Source organism: Streptomyces sp. CGMCC 4.7035, assembly GCF_031583065.1.
Classification (GTDB): domain Bacteria; phylum Actinomycetota; class Actinomycetes; order Streptomycetales; family Streptomycetaceae; genus Streptomyces; species Streptomyces yaanensis.
Genome location: NZ_CP134053.1, coordinates 4307115 through 4326019, shown reverse-complemented (window position 1 = coordinate 4326019; position 18905 = coordinate 4307115). Strand labels below are relative to the sequence as shown.

Genomic DNA, 18905 nt, shown 5'->3' with positions numbered 1-18905 from the left:
CGCCTCCGGCTGTATCTCCTGTTCCATGGCCGTCCTGGCTGTGCAGCACATCACGGGCGGCCCACGCGGTCCTGGCCGCGGACTGAAGCGACCGCTCCTCGGCCCTGCGGCTGAGGTGCCGCCGCCACCTCGGTGCCGGTACCTGGGGCCGGCCCGCCGATTAGGCCGGATGAGATGAGCTGCTAGCCCGGCCGGCCCCAAGCGGTGGCGGTGTTGGCGGGTGTCTGCTGTTCCCCGTGCTTCCATCTCGCCAGGAGGCCCATATGACGACTGAGGACCGACAGCAGGACACCCACCCGCGAGGGGGCGCGCCGCGCCGGCGCATGCTGGCCGCGGCCGCCCTGGCACCGATGCTGGCCGGGGCGCCGGCCCCGGCCCTTGCTCTGTCCACCGAAGCCACGAAGGGCAGAAGCCGTGCGCCGGTCGAGCCGGTGCGCACCGCCCTGTCGGACTGGACGGGCGTGGCCGACGCACTGGGCCGGACAGGCGATATGAAGCGCAACGTGATGTACCACACGGGCCTGCCGCGCCGGGACCTCGTGGTGCTCTCCCACGGCGTCATCGTCGAACCGGCGCTCGCCCTGGGTTCACACGTGTCCTTCGTCCGTTACGCCGACGGGGGCTCGCTGCTGATGGGCGATGTGGTCGTCACCGAGCGCGAACTGCAGCCGTTCAGCGATGTCCTGCACGAGCACGGGATCGAGCTGACCGCGATCCACAAGCATCTGCTCTCCCAGTTTCCCGACGTCTGGTGGATCCACGTCCATGCGCACGGCCACGACCCGGTGGCCATCGCCCGTGGCCTGCGCGCGGCGTTCGACCGTACCGGCACCCCTCCCCCGGCACCTCCCGCCGCGCAGCGGCCCATCGGCCTGGACACCGCCGGCATCGATGCCGCGATGGGAGTCAAGGGCATGATCGACGACGGGATCTACAAGAGCACCTTCGTCCGCCGTGAGACCGTCACCGACGGCGATCTGCGGCTGCCTCCGGGGCTGGGATCGACCACCGCGATCAACTTCCAGCCACTGGGCGGCGGCCGGGCCGCTGTCAACGGCGACTGCGTGATGATCGCGGGGGAAGTCCAGAACGTCCTCGCGGCCCTGCGGCGTGCCGGGGCCGAGCTCGTCGAGCTGCACCACCACGGTCTGAGGGACGAACCCCGGCTGTTCTTCGTCCATTTCTGGGCCGTCGGTGACGCCGTCAGGCTCGCCCGGGGCCTTCGCGCAGCGGTGGACGCCACCAACGTCGCGCCGGTCGCGGGCACGGCCACCCTGGAGTGACGGGCCGCCGCGGGAAGGGAGCCACCGGACCGCCACCTGTTCCCGGCCCTCGTGCGACCGGTGTCGTTGTCCTCCGGCATCGGGTACCGCCAGGGCCAAATAGCGCACGTGGAGGTGTCCCGACGGCCACCGGCACGGAAAAGGCCTATGCAGGGAGTAGCGAAGCTGGCTGGAAAGGGAGAACTGCGCGATGGCCCCAAGCGGCGAAGCAATCACATGTCCGTTCGACTTCAGCAAGGACCTGGATTTCGACCCCTCGCTCGCGGCGCTCATGGCCCGCGATTCCATCACCCGGATCCGGCTGCCGTACGGTGACGCCGACGCCTGGCTGGTCACCGGGTTCGACGAGGTACGGCAGGTGACCACCGACCAGCGATTCAGCCGGGCGGGAATCGTGGGGTCCGACTATCCGCGGCTGACGCCGGAGCCCATCGTCTCACCGGAGTCGATCAACGTGATCGATCCGCCGCACAGCACCCGTCTGCGGCGCCTCGCGTCACAGGCTTTCACCAAGCGGCATGTGGACCCGATGCGACAGAGGATCACCAGGCTCGCGGACACCCTGCTCGACGAGATGGCCGCGCAGGGGCCACCGGCGGATCTGGCACACCATCTGTCGAACCCGCTCCCGGAACAGACCATCTTCGACGTCCTCGGCATCGTCCGGGACGACTGGCCCAGATTGGGACAGTACGCGCACCAACTCCTGGTCACCGGCCCGGACAGCCGCCACAGCGCGAAGACCGCGAAGGACGAACTGCGGGCGTACTTCCTCGAACTGGTCGTACAGCGGCGGCACTCCCCCGGAAGGGATCTCGTCAGCGCGTTGGTGGCGGCGAAGGAGGGCGAGGACGCACTCGACGACCAGGAGCTGGCGGTCATGTTGCTGACGCTGATGCTCAGCGGGCAGGACACGGCCACCTGCGAGATCAGCAACATCTGCTACCTGCTTTTGACCCGTCCCGAGCTGATGGAGCGCCTCAGGAACCGGCCGGAGACACTGACGGACGTCCTGAACGAGCTGCTGCGTGTCATCCCCTTCCGCAAGGGGGTCGGCATTCCCCGGGTGGCCCTGGAGGACGTGGAGATGGGCGGCGTACGCATCCGGGCGGGTGACTTCGTTCATGTGTCGTATCTGACGGCGAACCGTGACCCGGAGCGCTATCCGGACCCGGATGTCATCGACCTGGACCGTCCCCCCGTACCGCACATGACCTTCGGCTGGGGCGGACACCGTTGCATCGGTGTGCCGCTGGCCATGGCGGAGCTGGAAGTGGCCATCGGGCGGCTGCTGGAGCGGTTCCCGGAGCTGCGGTTGGCGGTAGCGCCGAAGGAGGTGCGCTGGGACACGGGGACGATCCGGCGCTTCCCGATCGAACTGCCTGTGGCCTGGTGAACACGGCATCACTCACCCCAAGAAGAAGCCGTTCATCCTATTACCCCGCCTTCCCGGGTGAACCTCCATATGGGTGACCTGTGATCACCCCAGCGGTGCAGGAAGTCAAGAAACACCTGCCCATTGACCCCTACCGTCCTGTCGTCGCAACCGATTCCGAGTGGCAACTTCACAGTGACCGACCGAAACTGAAGCGCATGGTTTCGTGATCACGTAAGAGCAATTTCCTCAAGGAGCTCGCATGGTGGAGAAGTCTGCCGAGGTGTTGATATCCGGCCCGGACGAACCTGCCGTGACCAGGCACAGCAGTGCCGAGCCGACCACGACAGCCACCGAGAGGGAACTCGCCGAAATATTGGCCGGCGTTCTTTTCATTGAACACGTTCCGGTCGACGGTCATTTCTTCGACGACCTGGGCGCCAACTCCTTGGTCATGGCTCAATTCTGCGCGCGAGTCAGGAAGCGACCGGATCTGCCATCCGCTTCCATGAAGGACATCTACCGGTACCCCACGATCCGAAGTCTGGCAGCGGCCCTCGCGGACACCGGCCCCGACGCTTTCGGTTCGCCGCTCCCGACGTCGCCGTCGGCGCAGACGGCTCAGACGGCGCTTCCGGCACAGGTGACGCCGACGAGGACACTGAGTTATGTCCTGTGCGGAACGCTCCAGTTGCTGATCTTCCTGGGATATTCGTTCCTCACCGGACTCGTCGCCGCCCGGGGCTACGAGTGGGTCGCCACCGGCTCGGGTCTCGTCGGCATCTACCTGCGGTCGTTCCTGTTCGGCGGCATCGGCTTCGTCGTCCTGTGCATCTTCCCGGTCGTGGCCAAATGGATCCTCATCGGCCGCTGGACACCCCGGGAGTTCCCGGTCTGGAGCGCGGCCTATCTGCGCTTCTGGATCGTCAAGGTGCTGCTCCACGCCAACCCCATGATCCTTTTCGTGGGCAATCCGCTGTACGTGCTGTACCTGCGGGCGCTCGGCGCGCGGATCGGCAAGGAAGTCACGATCCTCTCCCGTTCTGTCCCGGTCTGCACGGACCTGCTCACGATCGGCGCCGGTACGGTCATCCGCAAGGACTCGTTCTTCCTCTGCTACCGGGCGCACGCCGGGCGTATCCAGACCGGCCGGATCACGCTCGGCCGGGACGTGTTCATCGGTGAGAAGACCGTGCTCGACATCGACACGTCGATGGGCGACGGAACTCAACTCGGCCACTCATCCGCCCTGTACCGCGGCCAGGTGGTCCCGGACGGCGAGCGCCGGCACGGATCCCCCGCGCAGCCCACGGACATCGACTACGTGAGGGTCGCACCGGCCCGCTGCGGCACATTGCGCCGGACCGGCTTCGGCCTTCTCACCCTGCTCCAACTGTTCTTCCTGTACGTACCGCTGACCGTGGGCGGTGTGTACATGCTGTTCACGGAGGTTCCGGCGCTCGGCAAGCGGCTGGGTCCGGAAGCGGCCGGAATCACGTTGTCCGAGTTGCTCACCGACGCGCTGATGCTGTCCACCGTGCTGTTCTTCGGCTTCGTCTTCGTGGGACTCGCCCTGATGTTCACCGTTCCGCGCCTGCTGAGGCTCGTCGTCAAGCCCGACAAGGTCTATCCGCTCTACGGATTCCACTACGCGGCGCACCGGACGACGGCCCGCATGACGAACATCAAGTTCTTCACCTGGCTCTTCGGCGACAGCTCCTACATCGTCCACTATCTTCGCGCCCTCGGATACGACTTGTCCCAGGTCGAGCAGACAGGGTCCAACTTCGGCACCGAAGTGAGGCACGAGACCCCGTACCTGGTGTCCGTCGGCCGCGGAACGATGGTGGCCGACGGTCTCTCCCTCATCAACGCCGACTTCTCCAGTGCGTCCTTCCGGGTGTCCCGGGCGTCGATCGGTGCGCACAGCTTCCTCGGCAACAACATCGCCTATCCCGCGGGCGGCAGGACGGGTGACAACTGCCTGCTCGCGACAAAGGTGATGGTTCCCCTCGACGGTGAGGTCCGGGAGGGTGTCGGACTGCTCGGCTCGCCATGCTTCGAGATTCCCCGGTCGGTGGAGCGCGACTCCCGGTTCGACCATCTCAGGACAGGCGACGAACTGCGCCTCCAGCTCGCCGCGAAGAACCGCTACAACATTCGCTCGATGGTCTTCTTCCTGCTCGTGCGGTGGTTGCACACCTTTGTGCTCACGGCTCTCGGTCTCGTCTCCGTCGGCCTGTACGGTGTCCTCGGGCATGTGGTGATCGCCGCGTATCTGGCGCTCACTCTCGGATTCAGCGCCCTCTACTTCGTCCTGGTGGAGCGCTGCATCGCGTCGTTCCGCGCGCTGCGCCCACGACTGTGCTCCATCTACGACCCGTACTTCTGGTGGCACGAACGCCTCTGGAAGGTGCCGGACGAATACCTCGACCTCTTCAACGGAACCCCCTTCAAGAACGTGATCTGGCGAATGCTGGGTGTGCGTATCGGCAGGCGGGTCTTCGACGACGGCTGTTATGTGACGGAGCGGACGCTCACCACCATCGGGGACGACTGCACGCTCAATGCCGGCACCAAGATCCAGTGCCACTCCCAGGAGGACGGCACCTTCAAGTCCGACCACAGCACGCTCGGTACCGGCTGCACCCTCGGGGTCGGCGCCCACGTGCACTACGGCGTGACGATGGGTGACGGCGCCGTGCTGGCACCCGATTCCTTCCTCATGAAAGGCGAGGAAGTCCCCCCGCACGCACGGTGGGGAGGGAACCCGGCTGTGGAGGCGCCGGATGCCCCCGGTCGTCTCTGCGACGCCGGCCCGGCAATCGCGACAGGAACGTCCCGCGTGAACGGCGCCGCTACGACGGCGAGTTGAGGAAGGCCATTCGATGGGAGCGCACGTGGATGCGGACCGTGAGTTCTGGGGAGGGGTGCTTGCCGCCGGTGGTTTCACCGCCGTCCCACGGTGGGTGCGGGAGCCGGTGGCGGGTGTGGCCGAGCACGAGGCCACGGTGCCGGGCGATGTGGTGGCGGTGGTACGCGGACTTGCGGCCGAGTTGGCGGTACCGGTGAGTGCGGTGCTGCTGGCTGCCCATGCCAAGGTGCTGGCCGCGTTGTCGGGTGAGCAGGAGGTGGTGACAGGTTATGCCGCCGGGGTGGGCGGTGCGCTGCCGTGCCTGCTGACCGTCGCACCCGGGTCGTGGCGTGCGCTGGTGCTGACCGCTCAGCACGTCGAGGCGGAACTGCTGGCGCACCGGGGGTTTCCGGTGGCGGAGCTGCGGCGGGAGTTGGGGGTGGCGGGGCCGTCGTACGAGGTCGTGTTCGACCCTGCGGGGGTTGAGGGTGGGCCGGCTGAGGACGCCGTGCTGAGGGTGGGGTGGTGTGATCGGGGCGGGCGGCTGGTGGTGCGGTCGCGGTATCGCACGGATGCGCTGGACGCCGAGTGCGCGGCCCGCATCGTGGGCTATCACCTCGCCGCGCTGCGGCTGATGGCGGCTGATGTGGATGCCGAGCACGCACGGCAGAGTCTGCTGTCGCCCGAGGAGGTGCGTGATCAGCTCGAGGGGCTCGCCGGACCGCGCCGCAGGCTCCCGGAGTGCCGGGCGCACGAGCTGTTCGAGCAGCGGGTGCGGGAGCATCCGGAGGCGGTGGCCGTGCACCGCGATCGCGCGTGGACGTACGGAGAACTCAACGCGCGCGCGAACCGGCTGGCACGGGCGCTGCTGGCGCGGGGCCTGGGCCGGGAAGACGTGGTGGGGGTGGTCACCGAACGCAATCTCGACTGGCTGGCATCGGTGTTGGCGGTGTTCAAGGCCGGGGGCGTGTATCTGCCCATCGAGCCGCACTTTCCGGCCGGTCGTATCGCGGCGACGCTGTCGCGTGCCGGCTGCCGGCTGGTGGTGACCGAGTCCGGCAGCACCCACTCCCTCGATCAGGCCGTGGCCACATTGCCGGGAGTCGAGAGGCTGCTGGTCGAGGCGGCGTATGCGGAGCAGCACGCCGACGGCGATGTCGGGGTGGAGGTCGCACCCGACCAGCTGGCCTACATCTACTTCACCTCCGGCTCCACCGGCGAGCCGAAAGGGGCGATGTGCGAGCACGCGGGCATGCTCAACCACCTCTACGCCAAGATCGACGACTTGGGGATCGGCGAGGGGCGGGTGGTGGCGCAGACGGCCCCGCAGTGCTTCGACATCTCGCTGTGGCAGTTGCTGGCCGCGCTCCTGGTGGGCGGGCGGACGCTGCTGGTCGAGCAGGACGTGATCGTGGATGTGGAGCGGTTCCTCGACACGCTTGTCCGGGGCCGGGTCGGTGTGGTGCAGGTCGTGCCCTCCTATCTGGAGGTGGTGGTCTCGTATCTGGAGGGGCACCCCCGCCCGTTGCCGGACCTGCGGTGTGTGTCGGTGACCGGTGAGGCGTTGAAGCGCGAGCTGGTTCAGCGCTGGTTCACGGTCCAGCCCGGGATCAAGCTGGTCAACGCCTATGGGCTGACCGAGACCTCGGACGACACCAACCACGAGATCTTGGAAGGGGTGCCCGATCGGGTGCTGCTGGGGCGTGCGGTCAACAACGTGCACGTCTACGTCGTCGATGAACATCTGTCGCTGGTTCCGCTGGGCGCCCCGGGGTTGATCGCGTTCTCCGGTGTGTGCGTGGGGCGTGGGTATGTCAATGATCCCGAGCGGACGCGTGAGGCCTATCTGGACGATCCGCACCGGCCGGGCGAGCGGCTCTATCTGGGGGGTGACTGGGGACGCTGGCATCCCGGCGGCAAGCTGGAGTTCCTCGGCCGGCGGGACAACCAGGTCAAGATCCGTGGTTTCCGCATCGAGATCGGTGAGATCGAGAACACCCTGTTGCGGGTTCCCGGGGTGCGGGACGGCGCGGTGGTCATCGCCGAACTGGGCGGCCACAGCACGCACCTGATCGCCTTCTACGCCGGCCGGCGTCAGCAGACGGACGTGCTGCGCGACGCGCTGGGCGCCGTGCTGCCCGCATACATGGTCCCCTCGGCCTTTCACTGGCGGGACAGCCTCCCGCTCACCGCCAATGGCAAGATCGACAGGAAGGCCCTGACCGCCCTGGCCGAACAGTCCGCACCGAGCCCCGAGGGCGACCTCCCTGGTGAGCACCGCGACGTCCCGGGCACTCCGACCGAGCGGAAACTGGCAGCAGCCTGGGCCGAGTTGCTCGGCATCCCCCAGCACCGTATCGGCCGACAGGACCACTTCTTCGACTCCGGCGGCACCTCACTGTCCGCGGTGAAACTCACCATCGCCCTGAACCGCGCGGTGTCCCTCAAGGACATCACCCGCCACCCGGTACTCGCCGACCTCGCCGCACTCCTGGACGGCGCGACCCGGCGGCGCCCGGAGCTGCTTCAGCCACTGTCGGAAGCGGACGGTGTACCGGAGTGTGCCCTGGTGTGCTTCCCGTACGCGGGCGGCAACGCGGTCAACTACCGGCCGATGGCCGCCGCCTTGGCGGGCGGCGGACCCGCGGTCTTCGCCGTGGACCTGCCCGGTCATGACCTGGCCGCCCACAACGAACCGTTCGTACCGATGGAACAGGTGACGGAACAGGTCATCGCCGAGATCACCGGGCGTGGCCTGACCAGGGTCATGCTGTGGGGCCACTCCTCGGGCGCCGCGTTGGCCGTGGAGACCGCGAGGAAGCTGCAGGAGCGCGGGGTGGACGTCCCACGGGTGTTCCTCGGCGCGCAGCTGCTCGGCACCGCCACCGCTCGGCGCGCCGCCATCACCGAGCTCACCGGGCGGAGCGACGCCGAGATCGCCACGAAGCTGACCCGGGACAGCGGCTACACGGAACTCGGTGAGCTGAACGCGCGGCACGCGGAGCACATCGGTGCCGCCTATCGGCACGACTGCGTGTCCGCACATCGCTATTTCGCCGACGCCCTGGAAGCTCCGCCGGCAGTGAAGCTGTCCGTGCCGGTCACGGTGGTCGTCGCCGCCGATGACCCGAGCACGGCCGAGTTCCCCGGCCGGTACCGCGACTGGGAACTGCTGGCCGAGCAGGTGGACCTGCACGAACTCGCCGACGGTGGTCACTATTTCCTGCGCACCCGTCCGGCCGAAGCGGCACAGGCCGTCCTGGCCGCCGCCGATGTGCCGGCCTCCTCGTGAGTCTCCATAAGCCTCCACGGCCCTCCACGGGCTCCATGTGCCCCATGTTTCTTCTCGAGCCTCCTTGATCCTCCCGAGTGACAACCGTCCTTGAGTCTCCCGAGTGACAACCGAAAGGAAACCCAGTGTCGTCCTCACCACCGACATCACTGCTCGACGTGGAACTGCGGTCGGGCAGACCTCCGATCCTGCACGTCGAGTCTCCCGACCATGCGCCGAGTTGGGCGGCCGAACACCGCGACGCGCTGCGCGCGCAGGTCACCGAGCACGGTGCGCTGCTCATCCGCGGCCTGGGGCTGCGGGAGGCGGATCAGGTCGGTGCCGTCTTCACCGGTCTGGCCGGCGGTCTGATGACGGAGAGGGAGGCTTTCGCCCCCCGGCAGACCTACAGCCCTGGGCTGTACTCCTCCACGACCTGGCCGGCCAACCAGCCGATGTGCATGCACCATGAACTGAGCTACACGCTGGAGGTTCCCGGCCTGATGCTGTTCGCGTGCCTGAGCGCACCCGGCCAGGGCGGTGCGACCGCCGTGGCCGACGCGGAACAGGTGCTTCAGGCGCTGCCCCCCGCGCTGAGCGATCGGTTCGAGCATGAGGGCTGGATGCTCACCCGCAGCTACAACGACGATATCGGGGCGTCCTTGCTGGAGTCGTTCGGCACCGATGACGCCGCGGCCATCGAACGTTACTGCCGCGCCCACACCATCGACTTCACCTGGCAGCCCGACGGGTCCCTGCACACCCGGCAGCGCCGCAGCGCGGTGGTGCGGCATCCGCTCACCGGCCGGCGCTGCTGGTTCAACCAGATCGCCTTCCTCAACGAGTGGACGCTGGCCCCGGAGGTGCGCGAGTACCTGGTGGACGTCTACGGCGAGGACGGGCTGCCGTTCAACACCCGCTTCGGAGACGGCTCCCCGATCGGCGAGGAGATCGTCCAGCTACTCAACACCACCTACGAGGACCACACCCGGCGCGAGCCCTGGCAGGCGGGCGACGTGATGCTGGTCGACAACATCCGCACCGCACACAGCAGAGAGGCCTTCACCGGAGAACGCCAGGTGCTGGTCGCCATGGCCGAGCCCCGGCGCCTGGCCGACGGGTGCCCGACCCCGGAGGCGAGCCGGCGATGACCCCCCTGACGTCCCCCGCCCCCCGGTCCGCCGCGACCCACCCGGCATCGGCGCCGGCCTTCGCGGTGATCTCCGGCGCCCAGGTGCAGCAAGCGCTCGACGGGCGCGAGAAACAGATCGTGGAACTGGTCGAGGCGACCTACCGGCTGCACGGCGCCGGGGACTCGGTCAACCCTCCGTCGTACTTCCTGCGCTTCCCCGACCGCCCCACGGCCCGGATCATCGCACTGCCGGCCTCCATCGGGGGGCCGGCGCACGTGGACGGCCTGAAGTGGATCTCCAGCTTCCCGGCCAACGTGGCGGCCGGTCTGCCGCGGGCCTCCGCGGTCCTCATCCTCAACGACCACGACACCGGTTACCCCTTCGCCTGCCTGGAAAGCTCCATCATCAGCGCCACCAGAACCGCGGCATCCGCCGCGCTGGCAGCCGACTGGCTCAGCCGCGGCCGACCCCGCCCCACCCGCATCGGATTCTTCGGCACGGGCCTGATCGCCCGCTACATCCACACCTTCCTGGCCGGCACCGGCTGGGCGTTCGACACCATCGGCGTACACGACGTGTCCGCCGACAGCGCGACCGGCTTCTGCGGCCACCTGCGGCAGGCCGGCACCGCCGGACAGATCACGGTCCACGACAGCGCCGAAAAACTCATCCGCTCCAGCGATCTGGTGGTCTTCGCCACCATCGCCGGAAAGCCCCATGTCACCGACCCCGCCTGGTTCGCGCACCACCCCCTGGTCCTGCACGTGTCCCTGCGCGACCTCGCCCCCGAGATCCTGCTCGGCTCGGCCAACATCGTCGACGACATCGAGCACTGTCTGAAAGCCGACACCTCTCCCCACCTGGCCGAGCAGCTCACCGGCCACCGCGCCTTCCTGGACGGCACGCTCGACGACGTCATGACCGGACGGGTGACACCGCCGGCCGACCGGACCGTGATCTTCTCGCCCTTCGGACTCGGCGTCCTCGACCTCGCCGTCGGCAAGTACGTCTACGACGAAGTCGCCCGGTCCGGACACCTCCACCTCGTCGACGACTTCTTCCACGACCTGCGCCGGTACGGCTGAACGCCAATTTCCTCAGCTCTGGCATCAGGAGGCCACCGTGCCCGTCATTTCCGATCCCCATGCCTTCAACGAAAGCCAGCTCTACGTCGACCTCCGGTCGATTTTCGGGCGCTCCCTGTACCTGAAGTGCGAGGGGTTCAACTTCGCCGGATCGATCAAATTGAAGGCGGCGATCGAGATGGTGGAGACCGCCGAGCGGAATGGAGTCCTGACGCCGGATTCGATACTGGTCGAATCCTCGTCCGGAAACCTCGGCGTGGCGCTCAGCATGATCGCCGCGAGCAAGGGTTACCGGTTTTTGTGTGTGACGGACTCCCGTTGCAATCTGTCGAGCAGACTGCTGATGGAGGCGTTGGGCAGCGAGGTGCACATCATCGCCGACGTGGACGCCAACGGCGGTTTCCTCGGCGCGCGGATCGACTACGTGCGCGCGCTGTGCACCTCCGACGACCGGTACGTATGGCTCAGTCAGTACACCAATCCGGGCAACTGGCGGGCCCACTACCGCAGGACGGCGCCGGAGATCGCCCGCCAGTTCCCGCAACTGGACGTGCTGTTCATCGGTGCGGGCACCACCGGGACCCTGATGGGCTGCGCGCGCTACTTCCGCGAATGGCACCGGCCGGTGCGGATCGTCGCGGTGGACAGCGTCGGCTCGGTGATCTTCGGCGGCGAGCCGGGGCGCCGGATGATTCCCGGCCTGGGCATGAGCATCCGCCCGCCGCTGCTCGACGAGTCGTATGTGGATGAGGTGATACAGGTCGAGGAGGCGGACACCATCCGTACGTGCCACCGTCTGGCCAGACGCGGGTTCCTGTTCGGCGGCTCCACCGGAACGGTGGTCAGCGGCGCGATGGACTGGCTGGCCCGGCATGACACGAGTGACCTCACCACGGTGGCCATCGCCCCGGACCTCGGTGAGCGCTACCTCGACACCATCTACCAGGCGAACTGGCTGCAGGATCTGTACGGCGATCACATAGTCGAGTCCAAGGAGGTGGCCGCCGGTTCCCGTGGGGTGGAGCCCACGCTGCGAGCGTCGGTCCAGGAGCCGAAGCCGGTGAAGTGACGGTTTTCTTCGAGGTCCCCGGAGCAGCCCGTGGGGTCAGTCCTCGGGCGACCGGCCGGCGGCGGAGGCCTTCTTGATCGCTTCGCGGATCCGGGAGTAGGTGCCGCAGCGGCAGACGTTCTCGATCCGGTCGATATCGGCGTCCGTCGGCCGGGACGTCCTTTTCAGCAGTGCTGCCGCCGCCATGATCTGTCCGGGCTGGCAGAAGCCGCACTGCGCGACGTCGCAGTCGAGCCAGGCCCGTTGTACGGGGTGCAGCGTGTCGCCGTCGGCCAAGCCCTCGATGGTAGTGACGTCGCGGCCCGCGCAGTTGGCGACCGGCACGACGCAGGGCTGGATCTCGGCGCCGTCGAGGTGGCTGGTGCAGGCACGGCAAACACCTACGCCGCAGCCGTACTTGGGCCCGGTGACCCCGAGCATGTCGCGCAGCACCCACAGCAACGGCATGTCGGCCGGTGCCTCGACAGTGACCGGCTTCCCGTTGACGACGAAGGAGTAGGACGGCATCGGCACCTTCTCAGAAGTTGATCGGGAAACGGCGGGGCCGGGTACCGGTCGCCCGGGCGTAGGCGTTGGCGACGGCGCCCGCCGCGGCCGGAACGCCGAGTTCACCGGCCCCTCCCGGCTCCCCCCGGGACGGCATGATGTGTGCTTCGAAGTGCAGCGGCGCGTGCCGCTGACGGGCGTAGCGGAAGTCGGCGAAGCTGCCCTCGCGGACGGCACCTCGGTCGATGTGGAGACCGGCCTGGAGCACGGTGGAGATCCCGTCGATCGCGGTGCCCATGAGCTGGGCCTGAAGTCCGCGCGGGTTGACGGCCGTTCCGACATCTGCCGCCATCACCACCTTGGTGACCCGGGGGTTCTTCGGGTCGGTGGCGTCGATCTCGACCAGGCAGGCCACGCAGGAGCCGTACTCCTCGTGCACGGCCACGCCCTGGGCCCGGCCCGCCGGCATGGTCCGGCCCCAGCTTCCGGTGGTCGCGACCTTGTCGAGTACGGCCCTGACGGCCTTGCTCCTGAGCGTGGTGTGCCGGAACGCCACCGGATCCTTGCCCAGGTGCTCGGCGATCTCGTCGACGACGATCTCCTCCGCGGTCCTCATGGTCCCGGAGTCCACCGACCGCCAGGCGCCGAGGGGCATCGCCAGCTCGACTCCGCCCGAGTTCCCCGAGACGCGGCCGAAGTTGTACAGGCCGGTGTCGCTGGGCAGCGGGCCCGCCGCCGGTGCGCGCCCGCCGCGTGCGACGGCCGTGGTCACACCGCCCTGAGCGGCCGGACCCTGCTGCTCGTAGGACTCGTTCACCGAGGCCATCGCGTGTTCGAAGGCCACCACCCTGCCCCGCGCGTGGCTGGCCCGGATCCGGTGATGGCTGGCCGGGCGCATCCTGCCGTGCCGGATGTCGTCGGCACGGCTCCACATCAGCTTCACCGGCCGGCGGGCCGCCTTCGAGATGAGTGCCGCCTCGATCGCGGCGTCGAAGTTCAGCCGCCTTCCGAACGAGCCCCCGCCCCGTGTCACATGGACCCGGACCGAGGACGCCGGCAGTCCGATGGCCGCGGCGATGCTCTCCCGCGCTTCCATCGGCGTCTGGGAGGAGAACCACATCTCGGCGCGGTCGGCGCGCACATCCGCCACCGCGGTGAGGACTTCCATCGGGGCATGGCTGACGAAGGCGAATGCGAACTCGGCCTCTGTTTGCGCCGATCCGCGCGGTGGGGTGCCGAGCCGTGGGACGGCGGCACGCACCCGGGCCCGGATCGCCGCGTCCGAGAGGGGCGCGAGTGGGCCGGGAGCCCATGTGATGCGCAGTGCGTCCCTGGCCTTGAACGCGTGGTGGAAGGAGTCCGCCACCACAGCGACACCACCGGCGATCCTGACGACCGCGTGGACGCCCGGCATCGCGCGGGCCACACTGTCGTCGACCGAGACGACTTTCCCGAGGATCGTCGGCGGGCGGGCCACCACGGTCGGTTTCGCTCCGGCCACCGACAGGTCTCCGGCGTATGTCGCCTTGCCCGTGACGATGTCCCGCGCGTCGATCCGGGTCGTCGGCCGCCCGATCACGCGGTGCCGGGACGCGGGCTTCGGTTTGCTCGACACCGCCGGCCGGCGAATGCGCGCGGCGCTCGCGGTCAGCGAACCGAAGGTGGCCATGCGCCCGTCCGGTGCGATGACCATGGTGTTGCTGGTGCGCAGGGTCCGGGCGGAAAGGTGCCACCGCTTGGCGGCCGCCGTCACCAGCCTGGCGCGTGCGGTGGCGGCCAGCTCGCGGGCCGGTCCGTACAGGGAACTCACCGAGTTCGAGCCGCCTGTGAACTGGTTGCCCTTGGCTCTGGCGTCGGCGAGCGGGATGTCCACGTCGATGAGACGGGCGTCCAACTCCTCGGCGATCATCATGGCGACCGCTGTCGTGATGCCCTGGCCGACCTCGACCCGCGGCAGCCGCACGACCACCCTGTTCGCCGCCGTGACCTCCAGGACCAGCATCTCGTCGTCGGCGCCGGTCACCAGGACATCGGAGGGTCTGCGCGCGCCCTTCGCGGCGCGTTCGGCGCCTTGCGCCGACGAGGTGTCGCACCCGATCGGCGCGGCGACCGTCAGGGTGGACGCCGCGAGCGAATAGACCATGAACCGGCGACGGGACAGCCGGCCGGACCGGCCGGGGGACGCGTTCTGCGGTGGGGCCCCGTCCTGGGCCGATCCGGTGTCGGTGGCGGAAGACCCGAAGCCGTCCAACACACACTCCTCTCGGTGCGTCGCCCTCTGCTCCGATCGCGCGTCGGGCCTTGGTGGACGGCCTGAGTACTCGCGTTCGTTCGACTGGTAGGAGGGGCCGGCTCTCGTGGTGGTTGCGCACCGAGGGGGATTGATTCGAAAGAACTTACGCGCACACAGCGGCAGTCGGCCCGGCCACCGCTGATTGCGGTGGCCGGGCCGACGGGACGAACGCTGTGCCGGTGAGCGTCAGCCTCGGGCCGACGCCGTGCGGCCGTAGCGCCGCTCGAATCGCTCCACACGGCCGGCGGTGTCCACGACCCGCGAGGTGCCGGTGTAGAACGGATGGCTCGCCGACGAGATCTCGACGTCGATCAGCGGGTAGGTGATGCCGTCCTCCCACTCGATCGTCCTCGACGACTGCGCGGTCGAGCGGACCAGGAACGTGGCGTCCGCGGCCCGGTCACGGAAGACGACCGGCCGGGAATCGGGGTGAATACCGGTCCTCATGGCGTTTCCTTCCTCATCACCGTCCGCCTGGAGGGCGGACGCTCGGTTCAGCGTGCTTCGCGGAATGCGACGTGCTCCCCGGCCACCGGGTCGTACTTGCGCAGTACCAGCCGGTCGGGGTCGTTGAGACGGTTCTTGCGCGTCACGTAGGTGACGCCGGTCCCGGCCGTCGACTTCAAGGTGACGACGGGACGCGTTGTGCTGCGTGCCATGAGGTGCTCCTTTCGCCCACATCACGGGCTCCTGACCCGTGCATGTCAGCCATGTCCCCCTCAACAACACCCCTCGCCGTCGCATTCCCCGGCCGTACCCGGCCCGCCGCCTGGCAGGACGCGGGTCAGGCGGCGACGGCGGCACGTTCGCGAGCGGCCCGTACGGCTGCGGACAGGCCGGCGATGTCGTACGCGCCGTGATGCCTGCGTCCGTTGACGAAGAAGGTGGGCGTTCCCGTCACGCTGCTGAGATCCGCCGACTCGACGTCCTCGGCGACACGCACCGCACCCGCGTGGGCCCGCATGTCGCGCTCGAATCGTCCCAGGTCGAGCCCGATGTCCGCGGCATACCCTCGCAGGTCGTCGAATCGCAGGGCGCCCTGATGGCTGAGCAGCAGGTCATGCATCTCCCAGAAACGCCCCTGCAAGGCCGCCGCTTCCGAGGCCTCGCCGGCCAGCTGGGCGTGTACGTGGACGTCGGTCAGAGGGAGATGCCGCCAGACGTAGCGCACGTCCCCGAAGTCCCCGAGAAGCTCGCGGACGACCGACTCCGCCTGCCCGCAGTACGGGCACTCGTAGTCGCCGTACTCCACCACGGTCACGGGCGCGTGTCGTGGCCCCCGTACGTGATCACGGTCCGGGTCGACCGGCACCGCGAGGTCGACGATCGTCTCCGCTTTCCCAAGCAGGGCCCGTAGCTGGGAGCGTCGTGGAAACAGCGTGATGACGCCGGTGACAACCCGCCCGGCCACGAAGGAGCAGAGCACGGCGCTCAGGATGCCGACCTTCGCTTCGTCCAACTGGGAGCCGTCGAAGGCGAGCGTCGCGATGAGCAGCGAGACCGTGAACCCGACCCCGGCCAGGGTTCCGCCCGCCGCGATGGCTCCCCAGCCGACCGGGGGACGGATCCGGCCGCGGCTCAACACCGTGGCCAGCAGTGACGCCCCCAGGATGCCGACGGGTTTCCCGAGGACGTACCCGGCCAGGATGCCCAGGGTGATGGGAGAGGTGAACGACCTTCCCAGCTGATCGACATTGATCGGAATGCCGGCGTTGGCCAGCGCGAACAGCGGCACGACGACATAACTGGCCCACGGGTGGTACATCCGTTGCAGGCGCTCGTTGGGAGAGACGGCCGAGGCGAGTCCCAGACGCACGGACCGCTCCAGCTCGGGCGTGGGCTGCTCGCGGAACAGCCGGAACAGGCCGCTCGCACGCTCCAGGTCGCTGCGCGTCGCCGGATACGCGTACGTCAGCAGGCCCATGGCGAGACCGATGACCACCGGGTCCACTCCCGACTTGAGCAGGGCTGCCCAGGCGACGACCGCCAGCACCGCGTAGACGGCACCTCGACGTACCCCGAGGGCGCGAACCAGCAGGATGACGGCGAAAGTACCGAGCGCCGCGAGCAGCGCCGGGACGGTGAGGTGATCACTGTAGGCGACGGCGATGACACCGAGAGCCAGGAAGTCGTCGACGACGGTGACGGTGAGGATGAACACGCGCAGCCCGGCCGGCATACGGCGCCCGACGACCGCCAGCATGCCCAGCGCGAAGGCTGTGTCGGTGGACATCGCCGCGCCCCAGCCGTGCGCCGATCCATGGCCCGCGTTGAGGGCCAGGTAGATGCCGACGGGCACGAGCATGCCGCTGACGCCCGCCGCGAGCGGCAGTGTCAGTCGTTTGCGGTCCCGCAGCTCGCCCATGTCGAACTCGCGGCGCGCCTCCAGGCCGATGACGAAGAAGAACAGCGTCATCAGTCCGCTGTTCACCCACTCGCGCAGCTCGAGGGAGAGCCCGTACGAGCCCACCCGCACGGACAGATGCGTCTGCCACAACGACGCGTAGACGGACGGTGCCGCGTTGGCCCACACGAGCGCGGCGATCGTCGCCGTCACCAGGACGGCGGCGCTCCCGGTCTCGGTGCGCAGGAAGTCGCGCAGCGGGGAGCGGGAGTCATCGGCGCACGCGGACTGCCCCGTGAAGTCGGTGGGTTCCAGGGCCATGCTCACGCGCTCATTCGACGGAACCGTTGGACGGCACGGCCTCGTAGTAGGCAACACGGTGCAAGAACGTCGCTCACTTCTACCTCTCGCCGTGACTCGGGTTTCGTCATTCGGGCAACACCGGCAACCCCGCCGGCCATTCCCCCGGCAGTGGTTGATCTTTGGCCGAGGCGAGGAGAACCGCAGGTCAGGCCCATGCAGGCCGACTCGTCACCGGTTGCGTGGGCTTCGGGGTGTGCGCAGGGTGGAAAAAGGCCGCAGCCCGTGATCCGCAGCGAGGGACGATGATCGTATCGGTGGTGTCGATGCCGGAGGGGATCGTCGATCAGACACATGTGTCGGAGGCACGTGAGCGTCTCGCGGCATCCCACTTCCTGTTCGTGGACATCGAGCTGCCCGAAGAGGCCCCGCCCGACGAACAGCCGGTCGCCCACCAGCTCGGCCTGGAGGCCGAGAACCTGACGTGGCTGGGCAGGGAGGGCGAATCCGCGCGGGCCGAGTTCCTCGGGGACAGGGCCGGGTTCGTCGTACCCCTGGTCGACTCCGGCCGGGTCACCCACGTCCATGCCTTCGTGACCGAGCGGCACGTGGTCACGGTTCACCGAGGACCGCTCGGACCGATCGAGAGTCTCACCGCCCGGTTGCGGCACGAAAGGCCGCCCGACACCGTAGCCACGCTGTTCCTGCTGCTGGAAGAGGCCTTGGAGACCTTCCGTCGCTCCGCCGTGCGGGCGCTGCTGGAGGTGGAGGACCTGGAGGACGAGATGTTCCAGCGGCGGGACCCCGAGCAGGTCTACCGCCTGGCACGTCTACGACGGCACGCGGCGCTGCTCCATCACACGCTCCGTCCCTACCTCCAGGTGACGGACGAGATCTTCACGCGCAGGATGATGAACCCCAGCTTCCCTGAGCAGCGGCAGCGGCTCGCGCGCGCGTACCAGCACCATGCGAGGTTGGTGCTCACAGACATCGAGTCGGCCCAGGAGGCCACCCGGCGTGCCTTCGTCAGCTACTCGTCCCTCGTGTCCGGCGAGCAGAACGGTGTGATCAACCGGCTGGCCATCGTGTCGGTGATCTTCCTGCCGCTGTCGTTCCTGACCGGGTTCTTCGGCATGAACTTCACCTACATGACCGACGAGTTGGAGAGCAAGGTCGTCTTCTGGCTGCTCGCCGTGGGGTTGCAGGCGATCGTCCTGCTCATCGCCCTCTACGTGTTGCACCGCACCCGCCTGTGGCGGAAGCTGCACGACGACAACGGCGGCGAGGACCGATGAGCCGGCGCGAGCCGGTCTTTCGCCGCGCGCGGGCCACCGCGGCACCCTTCGGCGGTGCGGACGCCGCGGCGGGAGGCCGCCTTCGGGAGCCGCGCGGTCATCCTCCCGTGGCGAAGC

Annotated in this window: 13 protein-coding genes; 8 read left to right on the top strand and 5 right to left on the bottom strand. The window is 68.6% G+C overall.

All coding sequences use genetic code 11. The features are described from left to right. Nucleotides 1-263: 263 nt before the first annotated feature. From Q2K21_RS18580 to sbnA, 7 genes are all read left to right on the top strand, one after another. Complete coding sequence (locus Q2K21_RS18580; protein WP_310772298.1) at nucleotides 264-1283, top strand: DUF1259 domain-containing protein; 1020 nt, start codon at nucleotides 264-266, stop codon at nucleotides 1281-1283. Between the two features lie 190 nt (nucleotides 1284-1473). Continuing rightward, the gene (locus Q2K21_RS18575; RefSeq protein WP_310772295.1) at nucleotides 1474-2679 is read left to right on the top strand and encodes a cytochrome P450; all 1206 of its coding nucleotides are present in this window, start codon (nucleotides 1474-1476) and stop codon (nucleotides 2677-2679) included. A gap of 241 nt (nucleotides 2680-2920) precedes the next feature. Continuing rightward, nucleotides 2921-5533 (top strand): Pls/PosA family non-ribosomal peptide synthetase, encoded by a 2613-nt coding sequence (locus Q2K21_RS18570; protein ID WP_310772293.1) that lies wholly within the window; start codon nucleotides 2921-2923, stop codon nucleotides 5531-5533. A 13-nt stretch (nucleotides 5534-5546) separates the two neighbouring features. Further along, complete coding sequence (locus tag Q2K21_RS18565; RefSeq protein WP_310772291.1) at nucleotides 5547-8804, top strand: non-ribosomal peptide synthetase; 3258 nt, start codon at nucleotides 5547-5549, stop codon at nucleotides 8802-8804. Between the two features lie 125 nt (nucleotides 8805-8929). Continuing rightward, nucleotides 8930-9934: a TauD/TfdA family dioxygenase gene (locus Q2K21_RS18560; protein WP_310772289.1), complete on the top strand. Its 1005-nt coding sequence runs from the start codon at nucleotides 8930-8932 to the stop codon at nucleotides 9932-9934. Continuing rightward, complete coding sequence (gene sbnB, locus Q2K21_RS18555; RefSeq protein WP_310772287.1) at nucleotides 9931-11001, top strand: 2,3-diaminopropionate biosynthesis protein SbnB; 1071 nt, start codon at nucleotides 9931-9933, stop codon at nucleotides 10999-11001. The genes Q2K21_RS18560 and sbnB overlap by 4 nt, the downstream gene beginning before the upstream one ends. Before the next feature lie 37 nt (nucleotides 11002-11038). Then, on the top strand, nucleotides 11039-12070 hold the full coding sequence (gene sbnA / locus Q2K21_RS18550; protein ID WP_310772284.1) for a 2,3-diaminopropionate biosynthesis protein SbnA: 1032 nt from the start codon (nucleotides 11039-11041) through the stop codon (nucleotides 12068-12070). Nucleotides 12071-12106: 36 nt separating this feature from the next. Here the strand turns inward: sbnA and Q2K21_RS18545 are convergent, their stop codons facing one another. The 5 genes from Q2K21_RS18545 to nhaA all read right to left on the bottom strand — a co-directional run bounded on the left by Q2K21_RS18545 (nucleotide 12107) and on the right by nhaA (nucleotide 17514). Next, nucleotides 12107-12577 (bottom strand): (2Fe-2S)-binding protein, encoded by a 471-nt coding sequence (locus Q2K21_RS18545; RefSeq protein WP_310772282.1) that lies wholly within the window; start codon nucleotides 12575-12577, stop codon nucleotides 12107-12109. A gap of 10 nt (nucleotides 12578-12587) precedes the next feature. Then, nucleotides 12588-14699: a xanthine dehydrogenase family protein molybdopterin-binding subunit gene (locus tag Q2K21_RS18540; RefSeq protein ID WP_310781079.1), complete on the bottom strand. Its 2112-nt coding sequence runs from the start codon at nucleotides 14697-14699 to the stop codon at nucleotides 12588-12590. A 336-nt stretch (nucleotides 14700-15035) separates the two neighbouring features. Continuing rightward, nucleotides 15036-15296: a type B 50S ribosomal protein L31 gene (locus Q2K21_RS18535; protein WP_310772279.1), complete on the bottom strand. Its 261-nt coding sequence runs from the start codon at nucleotides 15294-15296 to the stop codon at nucleotides 15036-15038. 47 nt (nucleotides 15297-15343) lie between these two features. After that, entirely contained in the window at nucleotides 15344-15508 is a 165-nt protein-coding gene (rpmG, locus tag Q2K21_RS18530; protein WP_310772276.1) for a 50S ribosomal protein L33, read from the bottom strand. A gap of 125 nt (nucleotides 15509-15633) precedes the next feature. Continuing rightward, nucleotides 15634-17514 (bottom strand): Na+/H+ antiporter NhaA, encoded by a 1881-nt coding sequence (nhaA, locus tag Q2K21_RS18525; protein WP_310772273.1) that lies wholly within the window; start codon nucleotides 17512-17514, stop codon nucleotides 15634-15636. A 284-nt stretch (nucleotides 17515-17798) separates the two neighbouring features. On the opposite strand from nhaA, the gene Q2K21_RS18520 reads away from it, so the two are divergent. After that, nucleotides 17799-18788, top strand: a complete 990-nt coding sequence (locus Q2K21_RS18520) for a magnesium transporter CorA family protein (protein WP_310772270.1) — start codon at nucleotides 17799-17801, stop codon at nucleotides 18786-18788. Nucleotides 18789-18905 lie beyond the last annotated feature (117 nt).

Coding starts and splice junctions, on each gene's coding strand:
- Q2K21_RS18545 (WP_310772282.1), bottom strand. CDS start 12,577: ATGCCGTCCTACTCCTTCGTCGTCAACGGGAAGCCGGTCACTGTCGAG.
- sbnB (WP_310772287.1), top strand. CDS start 9,931: ATGACCCCCCTGACGTCCCCCGCCCCCCGGTCCGCCGCGACCCACCCG.
- Q2K21_RS18540 (WP_310781079.1), bottom strand. CDS start 14,699: ATGGTCTATTCGCTCGCGGCGTCCACCCTGACGGTCGCCGCGCCGATC.
- rpmG (WP_310772276.1), bottom strand. CDS start 15,508: ATGGCACGCAGCACAACGCGTCCCGTCGTCACCTTGAAGTCGACGGCC.
- Q2K21_RS18535 (WP_310772279.1), bottom strand. CDS start 15,296: ATGAGGACCGGTATTCACCCCGATTCCCGGCCGGTCGTCTTCCGTGAC.
- Q2K21_RS18570 (WP_310772293.1), top strand. CDS start 2,921: ATGGTGGAGAAGTCTGCCGAGGTGTTGATATCCGGCCCGGACGAACCT.
- Q2K21_RS18580 (WP_310772298.1), top strand. CDS start 264: ATGACGACTGAGGACCGACAGCAGGACACCCACCCGCGAGGGGGCGCG.
- Q2K21_RS18575 (WP_310772295.1), top strand. CDS start 1,474: ATGGCCCCAAGCGGCGAAGCAATCACATGTCCGTTCGACTTCAGCAAG.
- nhaA (WP_310772273.1), bottom strand. CDS start 17,514: ATGGCCCTGGAACCCACCGACTTCACGGGGCAGTCCGCGTGCGCCGAT.
- Q2K21_RS18520 (WP_310772270.1), top strand. CDS start 17,799: ATGATCGTATCGGTGGTGTCGATGCCGGAGGGGATCGTCGATCAGACA.
- Q2K21_RS18565 (WP_310772291.1), top strand. CDS start 5,547: ATGGGAGCGCACGTGGATGCGGACCGTGAGTTCTGGGGAGGGGTGCTT.